The 24,516-nt window shown below is 68.8% G+C and carries 24 protein-coding genes; 13 read left to right on the plus strand and 11 right to left on the minus strand.

Annotation, left to right across the window (positions count from 1 at the left end; all coding sequences use genetic code 11):
• Positions 1-101: 101 nt before the first annotated feature.
• Positions 102-1,202, plus strand: a complete 1,101-nt coding sequence (locus BLQ14_RS06875) for a mandelate racemase/muconate lactonizing enzyme family protein (protein ID WP_092500204.1) — start codon at positions 102-104, stop codon at positions 1,200-1,202.
• Positions 1,203-1,220: 18 nt separating this feature from the next.
• Positions 1,221-2,252: a zinc-dependent alcohol dehydrogenase gene (locus BLQ14_RS06880; protein WP_092499554.1), complete on the plus strand. Its 1,032-nt coding sequence runs from the start codon at positions 1,221-1,223 to the stop codon at positions 2,250-2,252.
• 68 nt (positions 2,253-2,320) lie between these two features.
• On the opposite strand, the gene BLQ14_RS06885 is transcribed toward BLQ14_RS06880, so the two are convergent.
• Genes BLQ14_RS06885 through BLQ14_RS06905 form a run of 5 tightly spaced genes read right to left on the minus strand, consistent with a single transcriptional unit; the run spans position 2,321 to position 9,238 of the window.
• Positions 2,321-3,301, minus strand: coding sequence for a D-2-hydroxyacid dehydrogenase family protein (locus BLQ14_RS06885; protein WP_092499556.1), 981 nt, complete (start codon positions 3,299-3,301; stop codon positions 2,321-2,323).
• Positions 3,302-3,311: 10 nt separating this feature from the next.
• Positions 3,312-4,967 carry a thiamine pyrophosphate-binding protein gene (locus tag BLQ14_RS06890; RefSeq protein ID WP_092499558.1) on the minus strand — a complete coding sequence of 552 codons (1,656 nt, stop codon included), beginning with the start codon at positions 4,965-4,967 and terminating at the stop codon, positions 3,312-3,314.
• A complete protein-coding gene (locus BLQ14_RS06895) occupies positions 4,964-6,064 on the minus strand; it encodes a 4-oxalomesaconate tautomerase (protein ID WP_092499560.1) in 1,101 nt (366 codons plus the stop codon). Before BLQ14_RS06895 ends, BLQ14_RS06890 begins: the two co-directional genes overlap by 4 nt.
• 5 nt (positions 6,065-6,069) lie before the next feature.
• Complete coding sequence (locus BLQ14_RS06900; RefSeq protein ID WP_092499562.1) at positions 6,070-8,085, minus strand: tripartite tricarboxylate transporter permease; 2,016 nt, start codon at positions 8,083-8,085, stop codon at positions 6,070-6,072.
• Positions 8,086-8,140: 55 nt separating this feature from the next.
• Entirely contained in the window at positions 8,141-9,238 is a 1,098-nt protein-coding gene (locus BLQ14_RS06905) for a tricarboxylate transporter (protein WP_092499564.1), read from the minus strand.
• A gap of 141 nt (positions 9,239-9,379) precedes the next feature.
• On the opposite strand from BLQ14_RS06905, the gene BLQ14_RS06910 reads away from it, so the two are divergent.
• The 5 genes from BLQ14_RS06910 to tcuB are packed head-to-tail and all read left to right on the plus strand — an operon-like array spanning position 9,380 to position 14,601.
• Positions 9,380-10,060: a response regulator transcription factor gene (locus BLQ14_RS06910; RefSeq protein WP_092499566.1), complete on the plus strand. Its 681-nt coding sequence runs from the start codon at positions 9,380-9,382 to the stop codon at positions 10,058-10,060.
• On the plus strand, positions 10,057-11,424 hold the full coding sequence (locus tag BLQ14_RS06915) for a sensor histidine kinase (protein ID WP_092499568.1): 1,368 nt from the start codon (positions 10,057-10,059) through the stop codon (positions 11,422-11,424). The genes BLQ14_RS06910 and BLQ14_RS06915 overlap by 4 nt, the downstream gene beginning before the upstream one ends.
• Before the next feature lie 36 nt (positions 11,425-11,460).
• A complete protein-coding gene (locus tag BLQ14_RS06920) occupies positions 11,461-12,123 on the plus strand; it encodes a GntR family transcriptional regulator (RefSeq protein ID WP_092499570.1) in 663 nt (220 codons plus the stop codon).
• On the plus strand, positions 12,120-13,529 hold the full coding sequence (tcuA, locus tag BLQ14_RS06925; RefSeq protein ID WP_143004467.1) for an FAD-dependent tricarballylate dehydrogenase TcuA: 1,410 nt from the start codon (positions 12,120-12,122) through the stop codon (positions 13,527-13,529). Before BLQ14_RS06920 ends, tcuA begins: the two co-directional genes overlap by 4 nt.
• Positions 13,519-14,601 (plus strand): tricarballylate utilization 4Fe-4S protein TcuB, encoded by a 1,083-nt coding sequence (gene tcuB, locus BLQ14_RS06930; RefSeq protein ID WP_245656999.1) that lies wholly within the window; start codon positions 13,519-13,521, stop codon positions 14,599-14,601. Before tcuA ends, tcuB begins: the two co-directional genes overlap by 11 nt.
• Here the strand turns inward: tcuB and BLQ14_RS06935 are convergent, their stop codons facing one another.
• Entirely contained in the window at positions 14,602-15,822 is a 1,221-nt protein-coding gene (locus BLQ14_RS06935; protein ID WP_092499574.1) for a urate hydroxylase PuuD, read from the minus strand. It lies immediately after the preceding gene.
• Between the two features lie 110 nt (positions 15,823-15,932).
• Between BLQ14_RS06935 and BLQ14_RS06940 the strand changes: the two genes are divergently transcribed.
• Positions 15,933-16,856 (plus strand): LysR family transcriptional regulator, encoded by a 924-nt coding sequence (locus BLQ14_RS06940; RefSeq protein WP_092499576.1) that lies wholly within the window; start codon positions 15,933-15,935, stop codon positions 16,854-16,856.
• Between the two features lie 8 nt (positions 16,857-16,864).
• Here BLQ14_RS06940 and BLQ14_RS06945 read toward each other — a convergent pair whose 3' ends face one another.
• Together BLQ14_RS06945 and uraH are read right to left on the minus strand one after the other, a co-directional pair.
• Complete coding sequence (locus tag BLQ14_RS06945; RefSeq protein WP_211295337.1) at positions 16,865-17,659, minus strand: DODA-type extradiol aromatic ring-opening family dioxygenase; 795 nt, start codon at positions 17,657-17,659, stop codon at positions 16,865-16,867.
• An 88-nt stretch (positions 17,660-17,747) separates the two neighbouring features.
• Positions 17,748-18,101: a hydroxyisourate hydrolase gene (gene uraH, locus BLQ14_RS06950; RefSeq protein WP_092499580.1), complete on the minus strand. Its 354-nt coding sequence runs from the start codon at positions 18,099-18,101 to the stop codon at positions 17,748-17,750.
• 209 nt (positions 18,102-18,310) lie between these two features.
• On the opposite strand from uraH, the gene puuE reads away from it, so the two are divergent.
• Genes puuE through BLQ14_RS06965 form a run of 3 tightly spaced genes read left to right on the plus strand, consistent with a single transcriptional unit; the run spans position 18,311 to position 21,636 of the window.
• The gene (gene puuE / locus BLQ14_RS06955) at positions 18,311-19,702 is read left to right on the plus strand and encodes an allantoinase PuuE (protein ID WP_092499582.1); all 1,392 of its coding nucleotides are present in this window, start codon (positions 18,311-18,313) and stop codon (positions 19,700-19,702) included.
• Entirely contained in the window at positions 19,699-20,184 is a 486-nt protein-coding gene (locus tag BLQ14_RS06960) for an ureidoglycolate lyase (protein WP_092499584.1), read from the plus strand. Before puuE ends, BLQ14_RS06960 begins: the two co-directional genes overlap by 4 nt.
• Before the next feature lie 51 nt (positions 20,185-20,235).
• Complete coding sequence (locus tag BLQ14_RS06965; RefSeq protein ID WP_092499586.1) at positions 20,236-21,636, plus strand: uracil-xanthine permease family protein; 1,401 nt, start codon at positions 20,236-20,238, stop codon at positions 21,634-21,636.
• 45 nt (positions 21,637-21,681) lie between these two features.
• Here the strand turns inward: BLQ14_RS06965 and BLQ14_RS06970 are convergent, their stop codons facing one another.
• Positions 21,682-22,524, minus strand: coding sequence for a bifunctional allantoicase/(S)-ureidoglycine aminohydrolase (locus BLQ14_RS06970; protein WP_092499588.1), 843 nt, complete (start codon positions 22,522-22,524; stop codon positions 21,682-21,684).
• A gap of 201 nt (positions 22,525-22,725) precedes the next feature.
• Here BLQ14_RS06970 and BLQ14_RS06975 point away from each other — a divergent pair, with 201 nt between their 5' ends.
• Positions 22,726-23,202, plus strand: coding sequence for a low molecular weight protein-tyrosine-phosphatase (locus BLQ14_RS06975; RefSeq protein WP_092499590.1), 477 nt, complete (start codon positions 22,726-22,728; stop codon positions 23,200-23,202).
• Here the strand turns inward: BLQ14_RS06975 and BLQ14_RS06980 are convergent.
• Together BLQ14_RS06980 and BLQ14_RS06985 are read right to left on the minus strand one after the other, a co-directional pair.
• Positions 23,190-23,504, minus strand: coding sequence for a hypothetical protein (locus tag BLQ14_RS06980; RefSeq protein ID WP_092499592.1), 315 nt, complete (start codon positions 23,502-23,504; stop codon positions 23,190-23,192). The two genes, BLQ14_RS06975 and BLQ14_RS06980, sit on opposite strands and share 13 nt — an antisense overlap.
• 141 nt (positions 23,505-23,645) lie before the next feature.
• Entirely contained in the window at positions 23,646-23,945 is a 300-nt protein-coding gene (locus BLQ14_RS06985; RefSeq protein ID WP_092499594.1) for an acylphosphatase, read from the minus strand.
• Between the two features lie 107 nt (positions 23,946-24,052).
• Between BLQ14_RS06985 and BLQ14_RS06990 the strand changes: the two genes are divergently transcribed.
• Complete coding sequence (locus tag BLQ14_RS06990; RefSeq protein ID WP_092499596.1) at positions 24,053-24,511, plus strand: nucleoside deaminase; 459 nt, start codon at positions 24,053-24,055, stop codon at positions 24,509-24,511.
• Positions 24,512-24,516: the final 5 nt, after the last annotated feature.

The following is a 24,516-nucleotide window of genomic DNA, read 5'->3' on the forward strand; positions in this document are numbered from 1 at the left end:
TGTCGGTTCCTTGTCGGGCCACTGTTTCGGATTTTCTTGACAGAAGCGGATTCCATGCAACTCTTGCACAAGTTTTGGTCAGATCAAAGGATTTCCGGTTCGTGGGCGCTTCCATCGAGAAGATCGAAGTCAGGCGATTTGCCCTTCCGCTGGCCGAAGTTCTCGTGGATGCAAGCCATGGAGCGCACACCCACTTTGAACTGATAACCGCCACCGTGACCACGAGCGACGGTGTGGCCGGCACCGGTTACAGCTATACGGGCGGCATTGGCGGTCATGCCATTGCCGCCATGCTGGAGCACGATCTTGCGCCTTTCCTTCTCGGACGGGATGCCGAGCCCGTCGAGGAGCTGAACGAGGCAATGGCCCGGTACCTGCATTACGTGGGGCGCGGCGGCATCGCCTCCTTTGCCATCTCGGCCATCGACATTGCGCTGTGGGACATTCGCGGCAAGGCGCGCGGCGAGCCGCTGTGGCGCATGGCCGGCGGGGCCGGACGCGGCTGCCGCGCCTATCGTGGGGGGATCGACCTGAACTTTCCCCTGCCCAGGCTTCTCGATTCGGTGCGCGGCTATCTTGCGGCCGGGTTTCGCGGGGTGAAGATAAAGGTCGGCCGGCCCACCCTCGCCGAGGACCTCGAGCGCGTTGCGGCGGTGCGTGACATGATCGGGCCGGATGTGGCCTTCATGGTCGACGCCAATTACGCCTTCGATGTCGAACAGGCGATTGCCGCGGCGCGCGCCTTTGCTCCGCATGACATCACCTGGTTCGAGGAGCCGACGATCCCCGATGACTGGCTGGGTTACGCCCGCATCGCCGAGGAAGGTGGTCTGCCGCTGGCGATGGGCGAGAACCTGCACACCATCCACGAATTCGAACATGCGCTGCGCTGGGCGCGCCTCAGCTATCTGCAGCCCGATGCCTCCAACTGCGGTGGAATCACGGGCTGGCTTGCCGCAGCGCGCGCAGGCCAGGCCGCGGGGCTGCAGGTCTCCAGCCACGGGATGCAGGAGTTGCACGTCAGCCTCGTGTCCGCGCTCGACCCGCAAGGATGGATTGAAGTGCATTCATTTCCGATTGACGAATACACCACCCGCCCCCTGGTGATGGAGAATGGCCGCGCCGTGGCCCCCGACACGCCCGGCACGGGCGTCGAGTTCAATTGGGAGAAGCTTGAAGCCGCGCATGACAGCGGCACCTGAGCAGGCGGGAGGCAGAAAATGCGTGGTGAGGCCGTCTATTACTGCGGCAACCGGAGCCTTCGGATCGAGGCGGTGACCGTTCAGCCGCCAGGGCCAGACGAGGTTCAGATCAGCGTCGGATTCTGCGGCATCTGCGGCACAGACCTGCTCATCTACAGGGGGCGGATGGACGAGCGGGTCGGCAAGCGGCGGATCATCGGCCATGAGATGTCCGGTCGCATCGCGGCACTCGGGGAGCGCGTCGAGGGCATGGCGGTCGGCGCGCCGGTGGTCGTGCGTCCGCTCGCGCCGTGCGGGCAATGTCACCCCTGCCGCACGGGAAAGAATCGGCTTTGCCACAGCCTCAAGGTCTTCGGCGTCGATCTCGAGGGCTCCATGCAGCAGCTGTGGAATGTGCCGGCGCGGGCGGTGCACAGATTGCCCGACGGCCTCGCCCTGGCGCATGCGGCTCTCGTGGAGCCGCTGGCGGTTGCCGTCCGCGACGTGCGCCGCGCGCGCGTGGCGCCGGGCGAGGACGTGCTGGTTATCGGCGGCGGGCCCATCGGCCTCCTTGTCGCTCTGGTTGCGCGCAAGGCGGGCGGAGCGGTGACTGTTTCCGAGGTCAATCCGCATCGTGCGCAACTTGCCGAGGAACTCGGCTTTCGCGTTATCAACCCGCGCCGGGCAAACCTTGCCGCCGAGGTCGCCGGCGCGACGCATGGCAAGGGGGCTGATGTGGTCTTCGAGGCATCGGGCAACCAGGCGGGTCTTGATGCCATGACGGAGGCAGCCGCGGTGAACGGGCGCATCTGCATCGTCGGAATGCATCTCGACAGCCCCAGACTCGATCTGCACCGCGTCATCATGCGCGAACTCGAGATCATCGGTTCACGGGCCTACGAAGCGGAGGATTTCGAACGGGCGATCGAGCTCTTGCGTGAAGGGATCGCCGCCGAACGGATCATCACCGAGATGCGGCGGCTCGGCGATGTCGGTGAAGCGTTCCGGGATCTGTGCGAGAACCCGGCCTCGATCAAGACGCTGATCGTGGTGAATGGCGCCTCCACCTGACGGGGCGTGCCGCCTCCATCGCCAGGGGCGATCGGCGCCAGGGCCGACCGGTGGGCAGATGGTGGCCGCTAGTCGCGCGCGCGCAATGCCTCGGGGTTGATCACGTTGAGGGGGCGGCCCTCGGCAAAGGCGTTGATCTGGTCATAGACGTCGGAAAACTGGCGGTCGAGCTCGTCCTCGGTGACAAAGCCGATGTGGGGCGTTGCGATCACGCGGGGGTGAGAGAGCACCGGGTCGCCGGGGTCGGTGAGCGGCTCGACATCGAACACATCGAGCGCGATCCGTCCCGGCCGGCCGGCCTCGAGCGCGGCCAGAAGCGCGCCGGGAGCGACGAGCCCCGCGCGCGAGGTGTTCACGAGGGTAGCAGAGGGTTTCATGCGCAGAAGGTCGTCGGCCGTCACCACTCCGCGGGTTGAGGGCACGAGCCGCAGGTGCAGCGAGAGAAAGTCGCTTGTCTCGAACAGGGCTTCGCGGCTCGGCGCGGCCTCGAACCCCTCGGACCGCGCGCGCGCGCGGCCCTCCTCGCTGCCCCAGATCTGCACGCGCATGTCGAAGGCGCGGCCGTATTGCGCCACGCGCCGCCCGAGCCGCCCGAAGCCCCAGATGCCCAGTGTGCGCCCCTCAAGCGACTGGCCCACGCCTGCCTGCCAGCGACCGGCCTTGCAGCTGGCCATCTGCTCGGGCAGGCCGCGCGCGGCTGCAAGGATCAGGGCGAAGCTCAGCTCGGCGGCCGCCACCGAGGGGCGCCCTGCGCTGGTGTCGGAGGCAAAGGCGATGCCATGGCGGGTGCAGGCCTCGACATCGACATGCGGGTAGGCGCCGCGCATCGAGATGAGCCTGAGCTTGGGCAGGCGCGAGACGAGCTCTTCGGTGATGGGCGTGCGCTCGCGGAAGAGGACGAGCGCTTCGGCATCCGCGAGCCTTTCGGCGAGCTTGTCCACGTCTTCGACATGGTCGGTCCAGACGGTGACATCATGGCCCGCGAGCTTTTCGAAGGAGGGCAGATGCCGCAGCGTGTCGAACCAGTCGTCGAGGATGTGAACCTTCATGCCTTTCTCCTCAGGCGCTCTTCGCCGCCGTGCCATGGGCGCGGCGGATCACCGGCGACATGACCCGCTCGGAGATGGCGAGGTCAAGCACCGTGGGGCGCGGGTTTTCGGCAAAGCGCGCCACATGGGCGGCGATGTCGGCCGCGTTTTCGATCCGCGCGCCCTCCGCCCCGAAGCCGCGGGCAATGGAGGCCAGATCGGTGCGGCCGAAATGCGCCCCCGCCTCGCCAAGCCCGTGAGCGCGCAGCTTGTGAAACTCCGAGCCGTAGCCGCCGTCATTGAACACCACGATCATCACCGGCAGATCGTGGCGCAGGATGGTCTCGAGCTCCTGCACATGCATCAAGAGAGAGCCGTCGCCGTCGAACAGCACCACCGGCGCGCCGGGCCGGGCCACGGCCACGCCGATGGCAAAGGAGATGCCGTTGCCGATGGCGCCGAACTCGCGGATGGTCAGGAACTCCGCATTGGGCCGCCCGCGCATCTGCGCCGTCCAGTAGGAGCAGTGGCCCGAGGAATTCACCAGCTGCCAGCCGCGCGGAATGGCGGCATCGAGCGCGGCGACCGCCTCGCGCGGGTCGATGGTGCCGGGTTCGATCTCGAAGCGGGCGCCGTCGAGGGGCTCGGTGGCGATGCGCCGGGCGAGCGCCGCGCTTCGCCATGGCGTGCCCGCGCGTGGGGGCAGGGCGGCGGCAAGCGCCTCCGCCCCGAGGCGGGCGTCGGCGCGCAGGTGCATCTGAGCCGCGCGCCGCCCCTGCGAGACGGCGACAGGATCGGTGTCGATCTGCAGCACGCGCGCCTTCGGCCAGAGCTTTCCGCCCGCGGCATTGTGCCAGGCGAGCGAGCAGCCGACGGCGATGACGAGATCGGCCTCGGCGAAACATTCGCGCGCGATGTCGGAGGAAAACCCGCCCGCAACACCGAGGTTGAAGGGGTCGTCATGGAAGATGCCGCGCGCGGGCAGCGTCTCGGCCAGAAGCCCGCCCGTGGCCTCGGCGAGTGCCTTGCAGGCCTCCGCGGCGCCCGCCTCCACCGCCCCGAGCCCGGCCATGACCACCACCCGGCGTGCCTCTGCCACCGCCGCCGCGGCGCGGGCCACATCGTCGGGGTTCGGGGGCATCGGCGCGGGGCGCGGGAGAATGGCGTGCGACGGCTCGGGCAGGCGCGCATCGCCTTCCCACGCGGCCTCCTGCAAGTCGAAGGGAATGCCGACCACCACCGGCCGGCGCTCGCGGCGTGCCTGCAGGAAGGCGTCGCGAACGCCTTGCGGGATGCGCGCGGGCGTGTGCAGCGGCACATAGGCGGCGCCGGTTGCGGTGACGAAGGGCGCCTGATCGATGGCCTGATTGTACCAGGCAGACTTGAGCGGCGCCTCCCCGGCCACAACCACCATCGGCAGGCGCGCGCGCACCGCCGCGGGAAGCGCCGTCATCAGCTGGGTGAGACCCGGGCCGCAGGTGACGGTGACAAGCCCCGGCTCACCCGTCTTGCGCGCATGGGCCATCGCGGCCGCGGCGGCGCAGTGCTCATGGCGGACGTAAACCATGCGCACGCCCGCCTCGCCCAGACGCTGGGCGAAGGCCATGTTGGCATCGCCAAGCAGCGCAAAACAGGCGCCCGGCTTCTCGGCGGCCACCACCCAGGCAAGCTGGTCGTAGACCTTCATCGTTGCGCGCTCCCCTGCCAGAGCTGGGCCGGAACCATCGCCTCGCCGCGGGCGATGAGCCGGGCGGTGCGGGTGAGGCCCGCGGAGAGGAAGCGGAAGCCATCGGGGCCGTTCTCGTAGCGCACCCTTACTTCCATCACGCCCATGGGATGTTCGATGAGCACGCGCGCGGGCGAGGGGCCTGCCTCGCGCACCAGCCCCTCGGCCACCGTGCCGGGGCGGAGCGCGCAGGCGGCAAGGCACTGCGCGCCCGTGACCGCAAGCGTCGGGTGCGTGCTCCACGGCATGAAGTAGCGCGCGGCGAAGTGACCCTCGCCCGCTGGCGGGGCGATCAGGCCGATCTTCGGCACCACGCTCTGCGCCACGTCGCCAAGCCCCATGCGCCGGCCTGCCTCGAGCCTCAGCCGCTCCATCCGCTCGAAGAGCGCGCGGTTCTCCTCCAGCGCTTCGCGGCTCTCGTGGCCGGTGAGGCCGAAATCGGTGGCGCGGGCGATCATCATCGGCATCGCCACATCGACGAGGCTCACCTCCACCCCGTCGATTTCCTCCCGTGGCTGGCCGGTGGGCAGCATGGCGCCGGTGCGCGAGCCGACCACATCGAGAAAGTCGAGCGCCACGGGTGCGGCGGTGCCGGGCACGCCGTCGATGGCGAAATCGCCCGCGTATTCCACCGCGCCGCCGGGGGTCTGCACCTGCGCCTCGACCAGCGCGCCGGTGTTCACGGCACGGATGCGCACCGGCGTCACGCCGTCACGCGCCTTCACGAGCCCCATCTCGATCGCCGCCGGCCCGACGCCCACGAGGATGTTGCCGCAGGTGGGCTTGAAATCCACCAGCCGCTCCTCGACCGCAACCTGCGCGAAGAAGTAGTCGACATCGGCCGCGGGATCGTCCGAGGGCGAGAGCATCGCCACCTTGGTTGTCACGGCGTTGCCGCCGCCCAGCCCGTCGATGTTGAGCGGATGGCCCGCGCCGACCACGGCCATCAGCACCTCGGCAAGCGCGCCCTCGTCCTCGGGCAGGTCGGCGCGGCGGAAGTAGGGGCCACGGGACGTGCCGCCGCGCATGAACAGAAAGGGGATGGAGTGTTGGGACATGTCGGTTACCTCAAGGGCCAGGGCAGGCGCACGAACTCCTGCAGGAGACCGGGCGGGAAGTCGCGGTTGAGAACCCAGGCGAGGAAGCACATGAAGACGATCCCGGCCGCGGCATAAGCCACGCTCTTCGCCCAGGAGAGCCCCGCCCGGTAGCGCATGAAGCTCACCAGAAACACCGCAAGCGCCAGGATGAAGCCGACAAGCGCAGTGAGGGCGAGGAGAAAGCCGAACCAGGCAAGCGTGCTCCACAGCCCGTGCGGGGCCTCGGCATCCTCGCCGCCGGCCTCGCGGTCGGCGAAGATCACGTCACCCTCGGGGGCAAGCCACATGCGCAGGAGAAGGGCGGCGGTGGCGAGAATGCCCACCGTGGCCACCGTGAGCGGGAAGATCTTGTCCGAGACAAGATCGATCGAGGCCGCGTCGATCCAGGCCACGAGCATGTAGGCAAGCGCAAGCCCGGCAAAGATCATCGGAGCGCGGCGCCCGCCGGAAGGCACGCTTCCCTCGGACTGGATCATCCGCGCCTGCCGGATGCCGAGGATGACCGAGACCACGGTGAGTGCGAGGATCACCAGCACGATCGGCGAAGCGACGTATTCAAGCCCCGTCTCCAGCCCCTTTCGGAACTTGAAGTTCGCGATCTGCCAGAGGTTGTTTGCGTAGTTCTCGGCTTGGTCCGACAGCACGAAGCCGATCAGGAAGGCCGGGCGCGACCAGTCGAAACGGCGCAGGAAGATGCCGACAAGCCCGATGGCGAAGAGCGCCACCAGATCGCCCAGCGATTGCTGCGACTGGAAGGCGGCAAAGGCGATCAGCATGAAAAGGAAGGGCGCGAGAAGCGCGAAGCGAATGGTGGTGAGCCGCGCGATGGGCGTGGCGAGCGCGATGCACAGGCCCGCGCCCACGACATTGGCCAGCGCCAGCGACCAGACCACCGTGTAGGTGATGTCGAGGTTGTTCTGGATGAGCTGCGGCCCCGCGTCGAAGCCCATGAGCCCGAGCCCACCCAGAAACACCGCCATCGAGCCCGAGCCGGGGATGCCGAAGATGAGCGTTGGCACCAGCCCGCCGCCCTCCTTGGCGTTGTTGGAGCTTTCCGGCCCGATCACGCCGCGCACGTCGCCCGAGCCGAAGCGCTCCTTGTTGCGGCTCGTCTGCACGGTGTGGCCATAGGCGATCCAGTCCACCACCGAGCCGCCCAGGCCGGGGATGACGCCCACGATCACCCCGATCACGGCGCAGCGCATCGACAGCCACTTGTTGGCCCACCAGTCGCGGATGCCCTGCAGCCACCCCGCGCCGAGCTGCGCCTCGCGCGCAATCGCCTTGTCCTGGCGTAGGAGGCTCACGATTTCGGGCACGGCGAAGATTCCAAGCCCGACGATCACGAGCTTCAGCCCATCGGTGAGATAGGGGATGTCGTAGGTGGCCATGCGCAGGCTGCCGCCGGCGCCGGCCTCGCCGATGGTGCCGACGAGCAGCCCGAGGCAGGCCGCCGCCAGCCCCTTGAGCGCCACGCGGCCCGCAAGGATCGCCACCATGGACAGGCCGAGCACGGTAATGGCGAGCATCTCCGGCGTTCCGAACGCCAGAACCAGCGGCCGGGCGACGAGAATGAAGAAGGTCAGCACCGTGGCTCCGAAGAGCCCCCCGAAGAGCGAGGATATGAATGCCGCCGACAGCGCACGCGCGGCATGGCCCTTCCGCGCCATCGGGAAGCCGTCGAGCACGGTCGCCTGGCTTGCCGAGGAGCCGGGAATGCCCATCAGCACGCTGGCGAAGGTGTCCGAGGTCGGTACCACCGCCACGAGCCCGACCATCAGCGCCATGCCCGAGACGGGATCGAGCCCGAACATGAAGGGCAGCACGAGGCTCAGCCCCGCGATCCCGCCGAGGCCGGGGAAGACACCCACCGAAAGGCCCAGCAGCACGCCAAGCACGAGGAACATGATCTGCTGGGGCTGCAGGATCAGCGCAAAGGCCTGCTCCAGCGCCGGAAGCGCGGTTGCCAGAAGGTCCATGATTTCGCTCTCCAGGAACAGGCCCCCGCGGGCATCCCCGCGGGGGCGGCGGCGATCACTCGAGCGTCACGCCGTAGTCTTCCTTCAGCCAGTTGATGACGAAGGCCTTGGCCGAGGGCGGCACGGAGGTGGCCAGTTCAAGCGCCTTGCGCGCCGCGGCGCCGGTCATCTGGGGATATTTCCCGAGCTGCGGTTCCGACATCTCGGCGAAGTCGGGGCGCGAGATGATCTTGTTGAAGGCGTTGGTGTAGGTGTCGATTGCCTCCTGCGTCGCGCCCCTGGGCAGGAACACCATCTTCTGGGCTGGGAAGCCGGCGATGAAGAAGGCCTTCCACGCCTCCCAGGCGTCGCCTTCGGTCGAGCAGGCAGGGGTCGCCTCGCAGACCTCCTTGAAGGTGGGGATGTCCGGGAAGGTCGGGTCGCGGACGATGTTGCCGTTATCGTCGAGCGCGCCCCAGGTCATCCACGGCACCGCCTGGCCGTTTTCGACGAGCGGCACGACGTTGGCGAGATAGGCGGAGGTTGTCTGGTAGTCGACGTTGGCCTCGCCGCGCTCGAACATCAGCCGCCCGTCGCCGCGGCCCTTGATGCCGAACACCGGCTCGACGTTGAGCCCGAGCATCTTCCAGGCCAGAAGCGGCACGAGATCAAGGCGCGTCGCTCCCTGGCTGCCCCAGATGAAGTCGGTGTCCTGAAGGCCGGAGGCATCGAGTCCGTCAAGCTTGGCGGCAAGGTCCGGCGGCAGGTAGGCCACGCCGCCGGTGCCCGAGGCGAGCACCACATGCCAGTCCTTGTATTCGTACCTTACCCGCGGATCGCCCAGCAGATAGGGAAACTGCGTCGACCCCGAGGAGCCGAAGATCAGCGCGCCCTGGGTGTCTTCGTAGGTCTGCTCCTGAAACCAGTTGGCGCCCTTGGTCGAGCCCGCGCCGGGCATGTATTTCACCACCACCGTGGGCTGGCCGGGCAGCGCCTCTGAAAGGAGCGGCGCGTAGAAGTTGGCCCATTTCGCCGAGCCGCCGGACTCGGAGAACGGAATGACGAATTCAACCGTCTTTCCCGAAAGGTCGAGTTCGGCCGTGGCCGTGCCCGCCATCGCGACTGCCGAGGTGAGCGCGACCGCGGTGACGGTCGCGAGCTTCTTGAGTGACATCTCTGGTCCTCCCATCTGCGCAGGGGCCAATCCCCTGCAACTTCAGCGCCGAGGCTCCTCCACCCCGCCGCTTGATACCCTCCCTCTACGTTGCCAAGCTTGCGTGAGGCTGTCGGCCGGCAATTTGAAAGGGGGGATAGTTTGCGTATCGCCATCATCGAGGACAACGAGAGCGTCGCCCGCGGCATCGCCTGGCGGCTGCAGGATCGCGGCCATGCCACCGACATCATCCATGACGGCGCGGAGGCGGAGGCGTTTCTGCGAGATGATGGCAATGATCTCATCATTCTCGACATCAACCTGCCGGGGGTGGACGGTGTCACGCTCCTGCGCGGATTGCGTGCCCGCGGCGACGGGCGGCCGGTGCTTCTGCTCACGGCACGCGGCGAGACGCCGGACCGGGTTGCAGGGCTTGACGCGGGCGCCGACGACTATCTCGTCAAGCCCTTCGAGATGGACGAGCTGGAGGCGCGGGTGCGCGCACTTCTGCGCCGCGCGGAAAGGCCCATTCGCGAGGAGGTGGCGCTGGGCGGGCTCTTGTTCGACCTGGCCGCCCGAGAGGCGCGAATCGGCGCCGACCGGCTTGACCTGACACGCAGGGAGACGGCGCTTCTCGAGGCGCTCGTCGCCGAGCCGGGGCGGATCATTGCCCGCGAGCGGCTTCTCGAGCAGCTCTACGGAACCGGGGCCGACGTCGAGGAAAGCGCCATCGAGGTGCATGTCTCGCGTCTGCGCCGAAAGATCGCTCCGGCAGGGCTCGTGATCCGCGCCCACCGCGGCCTTGGCTACGAGCTCAGAGAAGCCGAGAGCCGCACGGCATGAGAAGCTCGCTGAGGCTACGGCTGCTCGTCATCATCCTCGCGCCGCTCATCGCGCTTGGCCTTGCCATTGGCGTCTGGAGAGTGGCGGAGGCGCGCCGGATGGCCAACGAGCTTCTCGACCGCAATCTGATGTTCACGGCCGTGGCCGTGGCCCGCGACGTGGCGCTTTCGGACGGCGACACCATCAGCCGCGAGACCGAGCGGCTCCTCTCCGAGGCGGCGGGCGGGCTCATCCGCTACCACGTCTACGGCCCGGACGGGGTGCTTGTGACGGGTTACGCCCAGCCACCCGTTCCGCTGAGCCGCCGACTGCCGCCAGACCGGGCATTTGCCTATTACGATGCGATCTACCGGGGTGCTCCGGTGCGCGTGCTCAGGCTTCGCAACCAGGCCTCGATCGGTGGGGTCACCGGCACCTATACCGTCACCGTCTGGCAGGATCTCGCCGGCCGCAATGCCTTTGCGCTCGCTCTCGCCATGCGCGCCTTTGCGGTGATCGCCACGCTGATCGTGGCGGTCGCGGGTCTCGTGTGGTTCGGGGTTAGGCTGGGGCTGAAGCCGCTCACCGACCTCGAGGATGCCATCTCGCGCCGCTCGCCGCAGGATCTGAGCCCGATCCGGCGGCCCGTGCCCGTCGAGGCGCGCGGCATCGTGGAGCGGCTCAACACGCTCTTCGAGCGTCTGCGCGAGGCGCTGGAGGCGCAGGCGGCCTTCGTCTCGGATGCCGCCCACCAGCTGCGCAACCCGGTGGCCGGGCTGAGGGCGCTGGCCGAGGCGATCCAGACCGCGCGCGATCTGCCCACCGCGCAGGCGCGTGCCGCCGAGATGGCGCGCGCCGCGGCAGAGACCGGCGCGCTTGCCGAGCGGCTGCTGACGCTGGAGCGCGCGCGTCTCGGTGCCGGGGGCGAGAGGCGGCCGGTCGATCTTGTCGCTCTCATCGCGGCTCTGGCCGAGGAGGCGCGCCAGCGTGACGCGGCAGCGGGGGTCGAGGTGGCGTTTGCCGCGCCGTCCGCGCCGGCGGTTGTGGGCGGCGACGAGGTGATGCTGCGTGAGGCGTTCGTCAATCTCATCGACAACGCTTTCATCCATGGCGGACCGGAGATGCGCCACGTGCGCCTGTCAGTGGCGCGGCGCGGCGGGGAGATCACCGTCGAGGTTGCAGATGACGGGCGCAGCGTGGCGCCGGAGCTGGTGCCGCGCATCCTCGCCCGTTTCGGGCAGGCCGCGCCCGGAAAAGGCGCGGGCCTTGGCCTGTCCATCGCCGAGGCCGTGGCGCGGGCGCATGGCGGGCGGCTTGAGGTGCCGAGCCCGGTGGCGGGTTTTGTCGTTCGCATGCATCTCCCCGCCGCCCCTGGTGACGCATAGTTGCATCCATTTGCATGCAGGTGTATGCAATCGCTCATGACCGACTCGCCCACCGAGAAGACGCAGGGGCATGATGCCTACGCCCGGATCCTCGCCGACATCCGCGAGGGGCGCATCCTTCCGGGCGACCGGCTGACCGAGACGGAGCTTGCCCGCCGCTACGGGCTGAGCCGCACACCGGTGCGCGAGGCGATCCGTCAGCTCGAGGCGGACGGGCTCGTCGCGCATGTCCCCCGCGCGGGCGCGACGCTGCGGCGGCTCGAGCCCGCGGAGGTGAGCGAGCTTTACGAGATGCGCGCCGTGCTCGAGGCCACCGCCGCGCGTTTCGCCGCCCGCGCCGCCGCGCCTGTGGAGCTTGCCGAGCTTTCCGCGCTCAACGAGGCCTTTGCCACGGCGGCTACGCCGGTCGAGGCGGCCGAGATCAACCGCCAGTTCCACGCCGCGCTGATGCATGCCGCGCGCAATCGCTTTCTCACCCGGGCCATGGAGGCGGTTCGCAAGACCTTCCTCATCCTCGGCCCCTCGACGATGGAAGAGGAGGGGCGCGTGGAGGCGGCCGCGGCCGAGCACGCCGAGGTGCTGGCGGCGCTTCAGGCGCGCGACGAGGCGGCGGCCGAGGCGGCCATGCGCGCCCACATCGAGGCCGCGCACCGGGCGCGTCTGCGCCAGCTGCGCAGCGGCGGTGGAGAGGGGCAGTGACCGCTGGCGCCGACATCATCGCCGACAGGCCCTGGGATGTGGTCGTGGCCGGCGCCGGCAATGCCGGGCTGTGCGCGGCCATCGAGGCGGCGCGCGCGGGGGCGCGGGTTCTGGTGCTTGAGGTGGCGCCGCGGCACATGCGCGGGGGCAATTCGCGCCATACCCGCAACTTCCGCTGCATGCATCGCGGGCCGATGCCGCCCCTGACCGGGGCCTATGAGGAGGCGGAGTATTACGACGACCTTCTGAAGGTGACGGGCGGGCGCACCGACGAGCACCTTGCCCGGCTCGTCATCCGCGAATCCGAGGCGTGCATGCCCTGGATGGCCGCGCAGGGGCTCTATTTCCAGCCCTCGCTTTCGGGCACGCTGTCGCTCTCGCGCACCAACGCCTTCTTCCTCGGGGGCGGCAAGGCGCTGGTCAACGCCTATGCCAACACCGCCGAAGATCTGGGCGTGCAGATCCTCTACGAGGCCGAGGTGACGGGGCTCGAGATTTCCGGCGGGCGCGCGGGGGCGGTGGAGGTGAGCGTGAAGGGGCGCGAGCCCGTGTCTGTCCCCTGCAAGGCGCTGGTGCTGGCCGCGGGCGGCTTCGAGGCCAATCTCGAGTGGCTGAAGGAGGCATGGGGGCCGGCGGCGGAGAACTTTCTCATCCGCGGCACGCCCTACAATCGCGGCCGGGTGCTGCGGCTGATGCTCGATGCCGGGGCGCAGAGCGTGGGCGATCCGACCCAGTGCCATGCCGTGGCGATCGACGGGCGCGCGCCGAAATTCGACGGCGGGATTGCCACCCGGCTCGACTGCGTGCCCTTCTCGGTGGTGGTCAACCGCGAGGGCAGGCGCTTTTTCGACGAGGGCGAGGATGTCTGGCCCAAGCGCTACGCCATCTGGGGCCGGCTCGTTGCCGCGCAGCCGGGGCAGGTGGCCTATGCGATCATCGAGGCGCGCTCGCGCGAGCTCTTCATGCCTTCCGTCTTTCCACCCGTGGAGGCACCCACCATCGAGGCGCTGGCCGAAAAGCTCGGCCTGCCGCCAGCGGTGACGGCCGAGACGGTCGCCCGCTTCAACGCGGCCTGCCGGCCCGGCCGCTTTCACCCCACCGAGCTTGACGGCCTCTCAACGCAGGGCCTCGACCCGCCGAAGACGAACTGGGCGCGGCCGATCGTCGAGCCGCCCTTCCTTGGCTATCCGCTGCGGCCCGGCGTGACCTTCACCTACCTCGGCCTGAAGGTGGACGACACCGCGCGCGTCCAGCGCGAGGGCGCGGCGTTCGAGAATGTCTGGGCGGCGGGGGAGATCATCGCCGGCTCGATCCTGGGCCAGGGCTATCTGGCCGGATTCGGAATGACCATCGGCACCGTCTTCGGACGCATCGCCGGAAGGGAGGCCGCCGCCCATGTCCTTTGACATGTCCTACGACCGCCCGGCGCTTCTGGCCGAGGCCGAGCGCCAGTTCACCATCTGCAACGCCTGCCGCTACTGCGAGGGGTATTGCGACGTCTTCCCCGAGATGTTCGCCCGCCGCGCCTTCGCCGAGGCCGATCTCTCGGAGCTGGCGAGTTTGTGCCACAACTGCCGGGGCTGCCACTACGCCTGCCAATACGCGCCCCCGCATGAGTTTGCCGTGAGCCTGCCGGGGCTTCTGGCCACCGCGCGCACCGTAAGCTGGGAGCGTCACGCATGGCCCGCGCCGCTCGCCCGCGCCTTTCAGCGGCACGGGCTCGCGCTGGCCGCGGCGCTCGTCCTTGGCGTGGGCGCGCTCTTCTGGGCGCTGTCGGCGCTGGGCGGGGCGGGCGAGGGCTTCTATGCGCATCTGTCGCACGCGGCGATGGTGGCAATCTTCACCCCCGCCTTCCTGTTTCCGCTGCTGTGCCTTGCCATGACCGCGCGCAGCTACTGGCGCGAGATCGGCGGCGCGCCGCTGCACCCCCGCCACGTGGCGCAGGCGCTGGCGAGCGCGGCGCGCCTGAAGAACCTCTCCGGCGGGCAGGGGCAGGGCTGCAACTTCGAGAAGGGCGACCGCTACTCCAACGCCCGCCGCTGGGCGCATCAGGCGGTGGCCTGGGGCTTTCTTGCCTGCTTCGGCGCCACGGCCGCGGGCACGGTGCTGCATTACGGCTTCAACGCCCCTGCGCCGTATCCGCTTCTGAGCCTGCCGAAACTCCTCGGCCTTCCGGGCGGCATCGCCATGACGTTCGGGGCGGGGGCGCTCCTGTGGCTGCGCAGCCGCGCCGAGGCAGGTCTTTCCGATGCGCGCACCGCCTCGGGCGATGTGGCCTTCACGGCGCTCACCGGCCTCACGGCGCTGACCGGCCTTGCGCTCTATGCCGCCAGCGGCAGCATGCTGCAGGCACCGCTTCTGGCGCTCCACCTCGGCACGGTCCTGGCCTTCTTCCTCACCGCACCCTGGTCGAAGATGGTGCACCCCGTCTTCCGCCTCGCCGCGCTGATCCGCCACGCCCAGCGACAGGAGCGCTGATCAGCGCGCGGCGCGATACCAGGCGATGATCGCTTGGCGTTCCTGCGGCTCCATGGCGGTGACATTGGCCGGCGGCATGGCCGCCGTCAGCCCGGCCTGAAGGTAGATCTCGCGCGCGTGGCGGGCGATGTCGGCGTCGGTTTCCAGAACCACGCCCTTCGGAGGCGCGGCCATGCCCTCCCACAGCGGCTCGCGCGCATGGCACATCGAGCAGCGCGTGAGCACCACATCTGCGGCATCGTCGAAGCCTTCGGCCGAGGCAAACCGGGTCTCGAAGGGGGTGAGAGCGCGTGCCTCCTGCGTCGCGTCGGCGTCTCGCGCCCCGAGAACCGAAAGCCATACGATCACCGCAAAGATCACCGCCGTTGCGCCCCAGGTCCACCACGGGTTGCCGGCGCGGGCATGGCGGGTGTTGAAGAAATGCCGGATGCTCACTCCCATCAGGAACACGAGCGCCGCGATGAGCCAGTTCCAGCGCGTGGCGAAGGCCAGCGGGTAGTGATTGGACAGCATCAGGAAGATCACCGGCAGGGTGAGATAGTTGTTGTGCGTCGAGCGGAGCTTCGCGACACGCCCGAGCCTTGGGTCAGGCGTGCGCCCGGCCTTCAGGTCGGCCACCACGACCTTCTGGTTGGGAATGATGATGAAGAAGACATTCGCCGTCATGATGGTGGCCGTGAAGGCGCCGAGGTGCAGGAGCGCCGCGCGGCCGGTGAAGAGCTGGTTGTATCCCCAGCTCATGGCGAGGATGAGCGCAAACAGCGCCAGCATCATTGCCGTGGGCCGCTCCCCCAGCCGCGAGCGGCAGAGCGCGTCATAGACGATCCAGCCCACGGCGAGCGAGGCCGCCGAGATGGCCACCCCCTGCCAAAGCGCCAGATCGGCCTTGGCCGGGTCGATCAGGTAGAGCTCCGCCCCGGCCCAGTAGACCACGGCCAGAAGCGCCGCGCCCGAAAGCCAGGTGGTGTAGCTTTCCCATTTGAACCAGGTCAGATGCTCGGGCAGCCGTTCGGGCGCCACGAGATATTTCTGGATGTGATAGAAGCCGCCGCCATGCACCTGCCACTCCTCGCCGTCGGCGGGGCCGGGGATGTTTCGGTTGAGGCCCAGGTCGAGGGCGATGAAATAGAAGGACGAACCGATCCAGGCGATGGCGGCCACGACATGCAGCCAGCGCACCGCAAATTCGAGCCACGACCAGACGATCGCCGGATCCCACATCTGCCTGCCCCCGAACCATTCTGACCGATCTTGACAAGGGCAGCCTATTGCCGCTCGTCGCTTTTCGGTATTGGTTGCGAATTCCAAGGAGTTTCAGGTTTTCGCGAAGAATGTCCTACCTCGACAATGTGCGCACCTTCGTCCGCGTCTATGAGCTGGGCTCGATGTCGGCCGCCGGGCGCGATCTGCGCATCTCGCCGGCGGTGACCTCGGCGCGCATTGCCCAGCTCGAGGAGCATCTTGGCGTGCGGCTGTTCCAGCGCACCACCCGCAGGCTGGCGCCAACCGAGCAGGGGCGGGTCTTCTACCGGGGCGCCCGCGAGATTCTCGAGGCGGTGGCCGCGGCCGAGGCGCAGGTGGTGGAGATCACCGAAAACCCGCGCGGGCCGTTGCATGTGGCCGCACCCCTGGGGCTCGGCCGGCGGCTGATCGCGCCGCTCGTGCCCGAGTTCCTCGACCGCTACCCGGAGGTGACGGTGCGGCTGAGGCTTTCCGACCGGCGGGTGGATCTCGCCGCCGAGGGGCTCGATCTCGCCTTCTTTCTCGGAAAGCCCGAGGATTCGAACCTGCGCATGCGCAACATCGCCGACTGCCGGCGCATCCTCTGCGCCGCACCCGAATACATCGCCGCGCGCGGCCATCCGCGGTCGGGCTGGGAGCTGGTGAAGGGGGGCCATGAGTGCCTGAACCTGCGCTATCCGGGCGCCACCGAGTTCCAGTGGACGCTGATGACGGAGGACGGTCCGCAGCGCTTCCGTGTCTCGGGCCGGGCGGAGTGCGACGATGGCGACGTGCTGACCGCCTGGGCACTGATGGGGCGGGGGATCGTGATGAAGCCGGTTTTCGAGGTGGCCGAGCATCTGGCCGCGGGCCGGCTCGTGCCGGTGGCCGAGGAGACGCCGCCCGAGCCGGTGCAGATGGCGATGCTCTTCACCCACCGCCGCCGGCAGGATCCGAAGACACGCCTGTTCATGGACTTCATGGCCGAGCGGCTGGGCAGGGCGGTGCGCTCCGCCGAGGCCGAGCCGGCCTGACGGGCGACTCAGCCGAAGCGGAAATTCGAAGCGGTAACACCGCCAAAGAGGCCTTCCTCGTGATAGTCGCGGATGGCCGGCTCGTGTTCCGCCGCGCCGAGGGCCACGAAGAGCGGCACGAGATGATCCTCGCGCGGGTGGGCGATGCGCGCGGCGGGCGCCTTCTCCCAGTTCAGCACCGCCTCGAGTCGCTCGGCCGGCGGCAGCGCAAGCGCCTGCGTGAGCCAGGCATCGAAGGCCGAGGAGGGCGCGCGCGCCTCCGGCCCCATGAGGCGCAGGTTGTGGTAGCTCAGCCCCGAGCCGAGGATGAGCACCCCCTCCTCGCGCAGCGGCGCAAGCGCGCGCCCCAGCGCGACATGGGCGGCGGGGTCGTAATCGCGCCGGATCGAGACCTGAAAGACGGGCACATCGGCCTCGGGATACATGACCGCAAGCGGCACGAAGGTGCCGTGGTCGAAACCCTGTTCATCATCGAGCCGGGCGCTGAGGCCGGCCCCCTCGATGAGCGCGGCGGTGCGCTCGGCAAGCTCCGGCGCGCCCGGGGCGGGATAGACGATCTCGTAGGTGTGGGGCGGAAAGCCGTAGTAGTCGTAGACCATCGGCGGGCGCGCCGCGTGCATCACGGCAAAGGCTTCATTCTCCCAGTGGCCCGAGATGCAGAGCACCGCGCGCGGCTTGCCCACAGCGGCGGCAATGCCCTTCAGCGCCGCCTCGAGATTGGCGAACATTGCCCGCATTTCCGGGATCCACGGCCAGGGCCCCCCGCCGTGGGAGATGAACCATGTCGGAAGCCGTTCGCCCATGTCACCCTCCATTGCCTGCGGCAGGAATATGAGCGCCGGCGATCAACGCGCAAAGGCGCACGCGCGAACAGCGTCTGTGCAGATTCGCTCAGCTTCCGCGGTAGGTTGCGTAGCCGTAGGGCGAGAGCAGGAGCGGTACATGGTAATGCCCCTCCTCCGCCATGCCGAAGCGGATCGGCACCTCGTCGAGAAACAAGGGCTCCGCGCCCGCCTGCCCGGTGGCGCGCAGGTAGTCGCCGACGGCGAAGACAAGCTCATAAGTGCCGGTCGCGAAACGCTCTGCGGGCAGGATCGGCGAGTCGGTGCGGCCGTCGGCGTTGGTGACCGCCTCGGCGATCTTCTCGCGGCGGTCGCCCTCGATGCGCCACAGAGAGATCGCGAGTCCCTCGGCCGGCCGCCCGCGGGCGGTGTCGAGAACATGGGTCGTCAGAAATCCGGGCATCCCTTCCTCCTTGTGATGCGCAAATAGGCGCCGGACCGTCGGCCGCGCCAGTCGCGGTGCCGTGAGGCAGCTTTCGGCGGAATTTGATAATTGCCGATGAGGTTTTCCTCTAGTTGTAAGTGCCGTGGCGGAAGGAGACGCGCCGCCGCTCCACGGAGTTCTTTTGCGCGCCCAGGAGGAAAGCCGTGCCCCCACGTTACCCCCGCGACATGATCGGATATGGCCCCGACACGCCCGACCCGCGCTGGCCGGGCGGGGCGAGGATCGCGGTGCAGATCGTGCTGAATTACGAGGAAGGTGGCGAGAACAACATCCTCCATGGCGATGCCGCCTCGGAAGCCTTCCTCTCGGAGATCACCACGGCCGAGGCCTGGCCGGGGATGCGCCACTGGAACATGGAATCGATCTATGAATATGGCGCGCGGGCGGGTTTCTGGCGGCTCTACCGGCTTCTCCACGACATGCCGGTGACGGTCTATGGCGTGGCCACCGCCCTTGCCCGCAGCCCCGAACAGGTGGCGGCGATGAAGGCGGCGGGCTGGGAGATCGCCAGCCACGGGCTGAAGTGGATCGAGCACCGCGACATGGCCGAGGCCGAGGAGCGCGCGCAGATGGCCGAGGCGATCAGGCTGCACACAGAGGTGGTGGGGGAGCCGCCGCGTGGCTGGTATACCGGGCGATGCTCGATGAACACGGTGAGGCTTGCGGCCGAGACCGGGCAGTTCGCCTATGTCGCCGACTCTTACGCCGACGATCTGCCCTACTGGATGCGCTTTGGCGAGCGCGATCAGCTCATCGTGCCCTACACGCTCGATGTCAACGACATGCGCTTTTCCATCCGCGCGGGTTTCACCGAGGGCGAGCAGTTCGCCCGTTACCTCATCGACAGCTTCGACACCCTCTATGCCGAGGGCGAGGCCGGCGCGCCGAAGATGCTTTCGATCGGGCTGCACTGCCGGCTTGCCGGGCGGCCGGGGCGGATTGGGGGGCTCAGGCGGGCGCTTCAGCACATGCAGGCGCATGAGGGGGTCTGGTTCGCCACGCGCCTTCAGATCGCCGAGCACTGGGCGCGCGAGCATCCACCCGAGGCGCGGCTGCGCCCCTCGCAGATGGGCCGCGCCGCCTTCGTCGCGGCCTTCGGCGGCATCTGCGAGCATTCGCCCTGGGTGGCCGAACGCGCCTTCGAGCTCGAACTCGGCCCCGCCCATGACCGCCCCCTCGGCCTTGCCAATGCGCTGGCCCGCGCCTTTCGCGCGGCGAGCGAGGAGGAGCGGCTTGGCGTTCTGCGCGCGCACCCCGACCTTGCCGGCAAACTTGCCCAGGCCCGGCGCCTCACGCCCGAGTCGAGCGCCGAGCAGGCCTCGGCCGGGCTCGATGCGCTGACGGACGAGGAGCGGGCCGAGTTCACCCGCCTCAACGAGGCCTACACCGCGCGCTTCGGCTTTCCCTTCATCATCGCGGTGCGCGACCACGACAAGGCCGGCATTCTCGCCGCCTTCCGACGCAGACTCGAGAACGATCGGGACACCGAATTCGCCGAGGCCTGCCGGCAGGTGGAGCGCATCGCCGAGCTCAGGCTGATCGACAAGCTCGGGCGATGAGCCGCCGCATCGCCATCGAGCCGCTGACGGCCGAGGCCTTCGCCCCATTCGGCGATGTGATCGAGGCCACGGGCGCCCCCGACCGCATCATCAACCGCGGGCTCTGCGGGCGCTGGCACGACCGCGCACGGCTCGACTTCGGCCCCGAGGGCCGCGCCGGCATCAGCCTCTTCCGCGCCGAGCCCCGCACCCTGCCGCTCACCCTCGAGATGGTCGAGCGTCACCCGCTCGGCAGCCAGGCCTTCGTGCCGATGACGGCCGATCCCTTTCTCGTCATTGTCGCGCCCGACGAGGGCGGAAGGCCCGGGCGCCCGCAAGCCTTCCGCACCGCGCCGGGGCAGGCGGTGAACTACCTGCGCGGCACGTGGCACGGCGTGCTTGCACCGCTCGCGCCCCCCGGCCTCTTTGCCGTTATCGACCGCATCGGGCCGGGTGAGAACCTCGAGGAACATTGGTTCCATCATCCGTATGTGGTAGGTTGACCAGAAAAAATCACAAGATTTGACCCATCCGCGCGCAACAGGGAGACGAAGATGACAGACACCGCGCTGGGAACACCCGAGCAGCTTCGGGACCCCGACTACATGCCGCCGCTGGCCAAGGCGGTCCCGCTCGGCATTCAGCATGTGCTGGCGATGTTCGTGTCGAACATCACGCCGGCGATCATTGTTGCCGGGGCGGCGGGCTTCGGCTTCGGCTCGAACTCGCCCGACTTCCCCGAGATGATCTACATGATCCAGATGTCGATGGTCTTCGCCGGGGTGGCGACGCTCTTGCAGACCATCGGAATCGGGCCCGTGGGGGCACGTCTGCCGATCGTGCAGGGCACTTCATTCGCCTTTCTGCCGGTGATGATTCCGATCGTGGCCGGCCAGGGTGTCTCGGCCATGGCCGGGCTCATGGGCGGCATCCTTGTCGGTGGCATCTTCCAGGGGTTCCTCGGCACGATCATCAACAAGGTGCGCTTCGCCCTGCCGCCGCTGGTGACGGGCCTGATCGTGCTCATGATCGGGCTTTCGCTCGTGAAGGTCGGCATCCAGTACGCGGCGGGCGGGGTGCCTGCCATCGGCACGCCCGAATACGGCAGCCTCCAGAACTGGTTCGTGGCCGGCGTGGTGATCGTCGTGACGCTGGCGCTGAAGTTCTTCGCCCGCGGCATGCTGTCGGTGGCGGCAGTTCTGATCGGGCTGATCGCCGGCTACATCGTCGCGATCCCCTTCGGCATGGTCAGCTTCGGCAATATCGGCACCGCCGCCGTCTTCGCACTGCCCGATCCGCTGCATTTCGGGCTCGAGTTCCATGCCGCCGCGATCATCGGCATGTGCTTCATGGGCGTGGTCTCGGCGATCGAGACGGTGGGCGACGTCTCGGCCATCGCCAAGGGCGGCGCGGGGCGCGAGGCGACGGAACGCGAACTGGCAGGCGCCACCTATGCCGACGGTTTCGGATCGGCGATTGCGGGGCTCTTCGGTGCGCTGCCGAACACCTCGTTCAGTCAGAACGTCGGCCTTGTGGCCATGACCGGGGTGATGAGCCGGCATGTGGTCACCATCGGCGGGCTGTTCCTGATCGTGGCGGGGCTGTTCCCGAAGGTGGGCGCCGCCATCGCCACCGTGCCGATCGAGGTGCTGGGCGGCGGCGTGATCGTGATGTTCGGGATGGTCGTGGCTGCCGGCATCTCGATCCTGTCGGATGTGGACTGGAACCGCCGCAACATGGTGATCTTCGCCATCGCCCTGTCGCTCGGGCTTGGCCTGCAGCTGGAGCCGGGCGCGCTGCAGCATCTGCCGGGGACGGTCAAGGTGCTGATGACCTCGGGGCTCCTGCCGGCGGCGGTGATCGCCATCGTGCTGAACCTCATCCTGCCGCAGGAGCTTGCACCGGAGGCCACCGAGGAGGTTTCGGGCGGTCTGGCCGGTCACGGCAGGGACTGACCGCATGGGGCGGCGCGGGTCAGTCTTCCGCGCCGCCGCCTGGCCTCAGCGCGGCGGAAAGAGCCGCGCGTGCCGGTTGACATCCTTGTAGAGCAGGTAGCGGAACGGCCCCGGGCCGCCGGCGTAGCAGGCCTGCGGGCAGAACGCGCGCAGCCACAGAAAATCGCCCGCCTCGACCTCGACCCAGTCGGCATTGAGGCGGTAGACGGCCTTGCCCTCGAGCACGTAGAGTCCGTGCTCCATCACATGCGTCTCCGGGAAGGGGATCACTGCGCCGGGGGCGAAGGTGACGATGTTGACATGCATGTCATGGGCCATGTCGGCCGGGTCGACGAAGCGGGTCGTCGCCCATCGCCCCTCGGTGCCGGGCATCGGGATCGGCGCGTGGCTGTCCTCGTGCGTGACGAAGGGGGCGGGCGGTGCGATGCCCTCGACCGCCTCGTAGGCCTTGCGGATCCAGTGAAAGTTGAGCGCATTCTCTCCCGTCGCCTCGAGGCGCCAATCCGTCCCGGCGGGCAGATAGGCGTAGCTGCCGGGGGCGAGTTCGTGGTTTTTGCCGGCAATGGTCAGCCGGCCGGCGCCGCCGGTGACGAACAGGACCGCCTCGGCGGATGGGTCGGTTTCCGGCCGGTCCGATCCTCCGCCGGGCGCGACCTGCATCACGTAATGGGAGAAGGTTTCGGCAAAGCCCGAAAGGGGACGGGCCAGCACCCACAGCCGGGTGTCGCGCCAGAACGGCAGGGCGGAGGCGGTGATGTCGCGCAGCGTGCCCTTGGTGATGACCGCATAGGCGTTGGTGAAGACGGCTCTGTCGGTCAGAATCTGGGTCTGCGGCGGCAGGCCGCCGTCAGGAAGATGGTAGCGCGGCGGGGTGGGGTGATCTGACATGGAGCCTCCCGACATGGGACATCTCGAGATCCGGGCTGGCGCATGGCCCGGGGAACCAGCATCGCGTGGCTGCCCGCCCGGTGCCAGAGCCCAAGCGGCGACAGCAGCCTTCGGCAAAACCGGAAAATCGCGCCCATCGGGCAGCGCCCTCCCCAGGCACGGGAGGTTGACGGCGCTGCTGGCCACGGGTTGAGTGCGCGCATGGTGCAAAGCGTGTTGATGGTCTGCCTTGGCAATATCTGCCGGTCACCCACCGCCGAGGCGGTGCTTCGGCGAATGGCGGCAGACGCGGGCCTCCGGCTTCAGGTGGACAGCGCCGGCACCGGCGGCTGGCATGTGGACAAGCCGCCCCACCCGCCAGCGATCAGGGCCGCTGCCGCGCGCGGGTATGACCTGTCCGCCCTGCGCGCGCGACAGGTCACCGAGCGGGACTTCTCGCGCTTCGACCTCATCGTCGCGATGGACAGGGACAATCTCGCCACGCTTGAGCGGCTGCGCCCCGCGGGCTCCGGCGCGAGGCTGCGCCTTCTGCTCGACTATGCCGGCGCGGCGTGCGGCGGCGAAGTGCCCGACCCTTATTTCACAGGCGATTACGAGACGGCGCTCGATCTCATCGAGGCGGGCTGTGCCGGCCTCGTCGAAGCCCTGCGGCGTGGCTGCGCAACTCAGCCGCAATAGCTTTGCGCCGCTTCTCCGAAGCTCCGGTAACGCTGCCAGAAGCTCTCGTGGTTGCGACTGTCGGACTGGCGGATGCGCTGGGCAAGATCGGGATCGCGGAAGAAACGTGCCGCAAGGCGCTGGTCGCTCCGCGTGAGCACGATGTCGGCGACCTGCTGAATGCAGCTGCACAGCTCCCGGCTCGCCGCAGGCCGATCCGAGCGTATGCAGGCGCGTTCGATGGGGCCGGCGGACGCTGACGGTGCGACGAGTGCCATGGTCACGGCTGCCGAAAGAATCGCCAAGGGTATGCGGAAAGTCATTGACTTCATGCCTCTGCCTCGTCTCGCCAGCCCGTTCTGCCCTGATCGCCTGCTCACGATCCGGGGCGGGCCGGTCAGGGGCAAGAGTGCCGAAAGGATGCGATTCGATCAATTCGCCAGATCTTGCGGCCCCGTGGTCTGCTAGCGCAGAATGCGCACACCATGGCCCGGTTCGGGTGACGGCGATGCCGGCGTGACCTCGACCGAGGCGACGCGCGCTGCCGACGGGCCGCGATGCAGCGCCGCAACCATGGCCTCAACCGCGCGCCTCGGCCCCTCGAGATGGGCGCGTACGGAGCCATCGGGCTCGTTCCTGACCCATCCCGCGAGGCCCAGCGCCTCGGCCTCGTCGCAGGTCCACCACCGGAAACCGACTCCCTGGACACGGCCGGTGACGCGGGCGTCGATGGCAACCCTCTCCTCGCTCGCTTCGGCGCTCATGAACCTTCTCCGCTGCCTTCGGGTCGAGGATAGCCTGCGGAAGGCGCGGCACAAGGCGCCGCGCGAACGGGCTGGAAATTGCCGCCGCCGCGGGCCATCTGACAACCATGACACGCTTTGCAAGTCATATGGACACCGCCCTTGCGGAGGCCCGCGCGGCGGCCATGCGCGGCGAAGTGCCCGTGGGCGCCGTGATTGCCGACCCCGCGGGGCGGATCGTGGCGCGCGCCGGCAACCGCACACGCGAGCTCGCCGACCCCACGGCCCATGCCGAGATCCTCGCCCTGCGCCAGGCCTGCGCGGCGGCCGGCTCGGAGCGGCTGCCGGGCCATGTGCTCTACGTCACGCTCGAGCCTTGCGCGATGTGCGCGGCAGCGATCTCCGCCGCGCGTATCGCGCGCCTCGTCTATGGGGCGGCCGATCCGAAATCGGGCGGGGTGGCGCATGGGGCACGCGTTTTCACCCACCCGCAGGCACATCACAAGCCCGAGGTGGTGGACGGCATTGCCACCGAAGAGGCGGAGGCGCTTCTGAAGGCCTTCTTCGCCGAACGGCGCGGAAACTGAGCCCG

It is taken from the genome of Meinhardsimonia xiamenensis (assembly GCF_900102905.1).
GTDB lineage: Bacteria > Pseudomonadota > Alphaproteobacteria > Rhodobacterales > Rhodobacteraceae > Meinhardsimonia > Meinhardsimonia xiamenensis.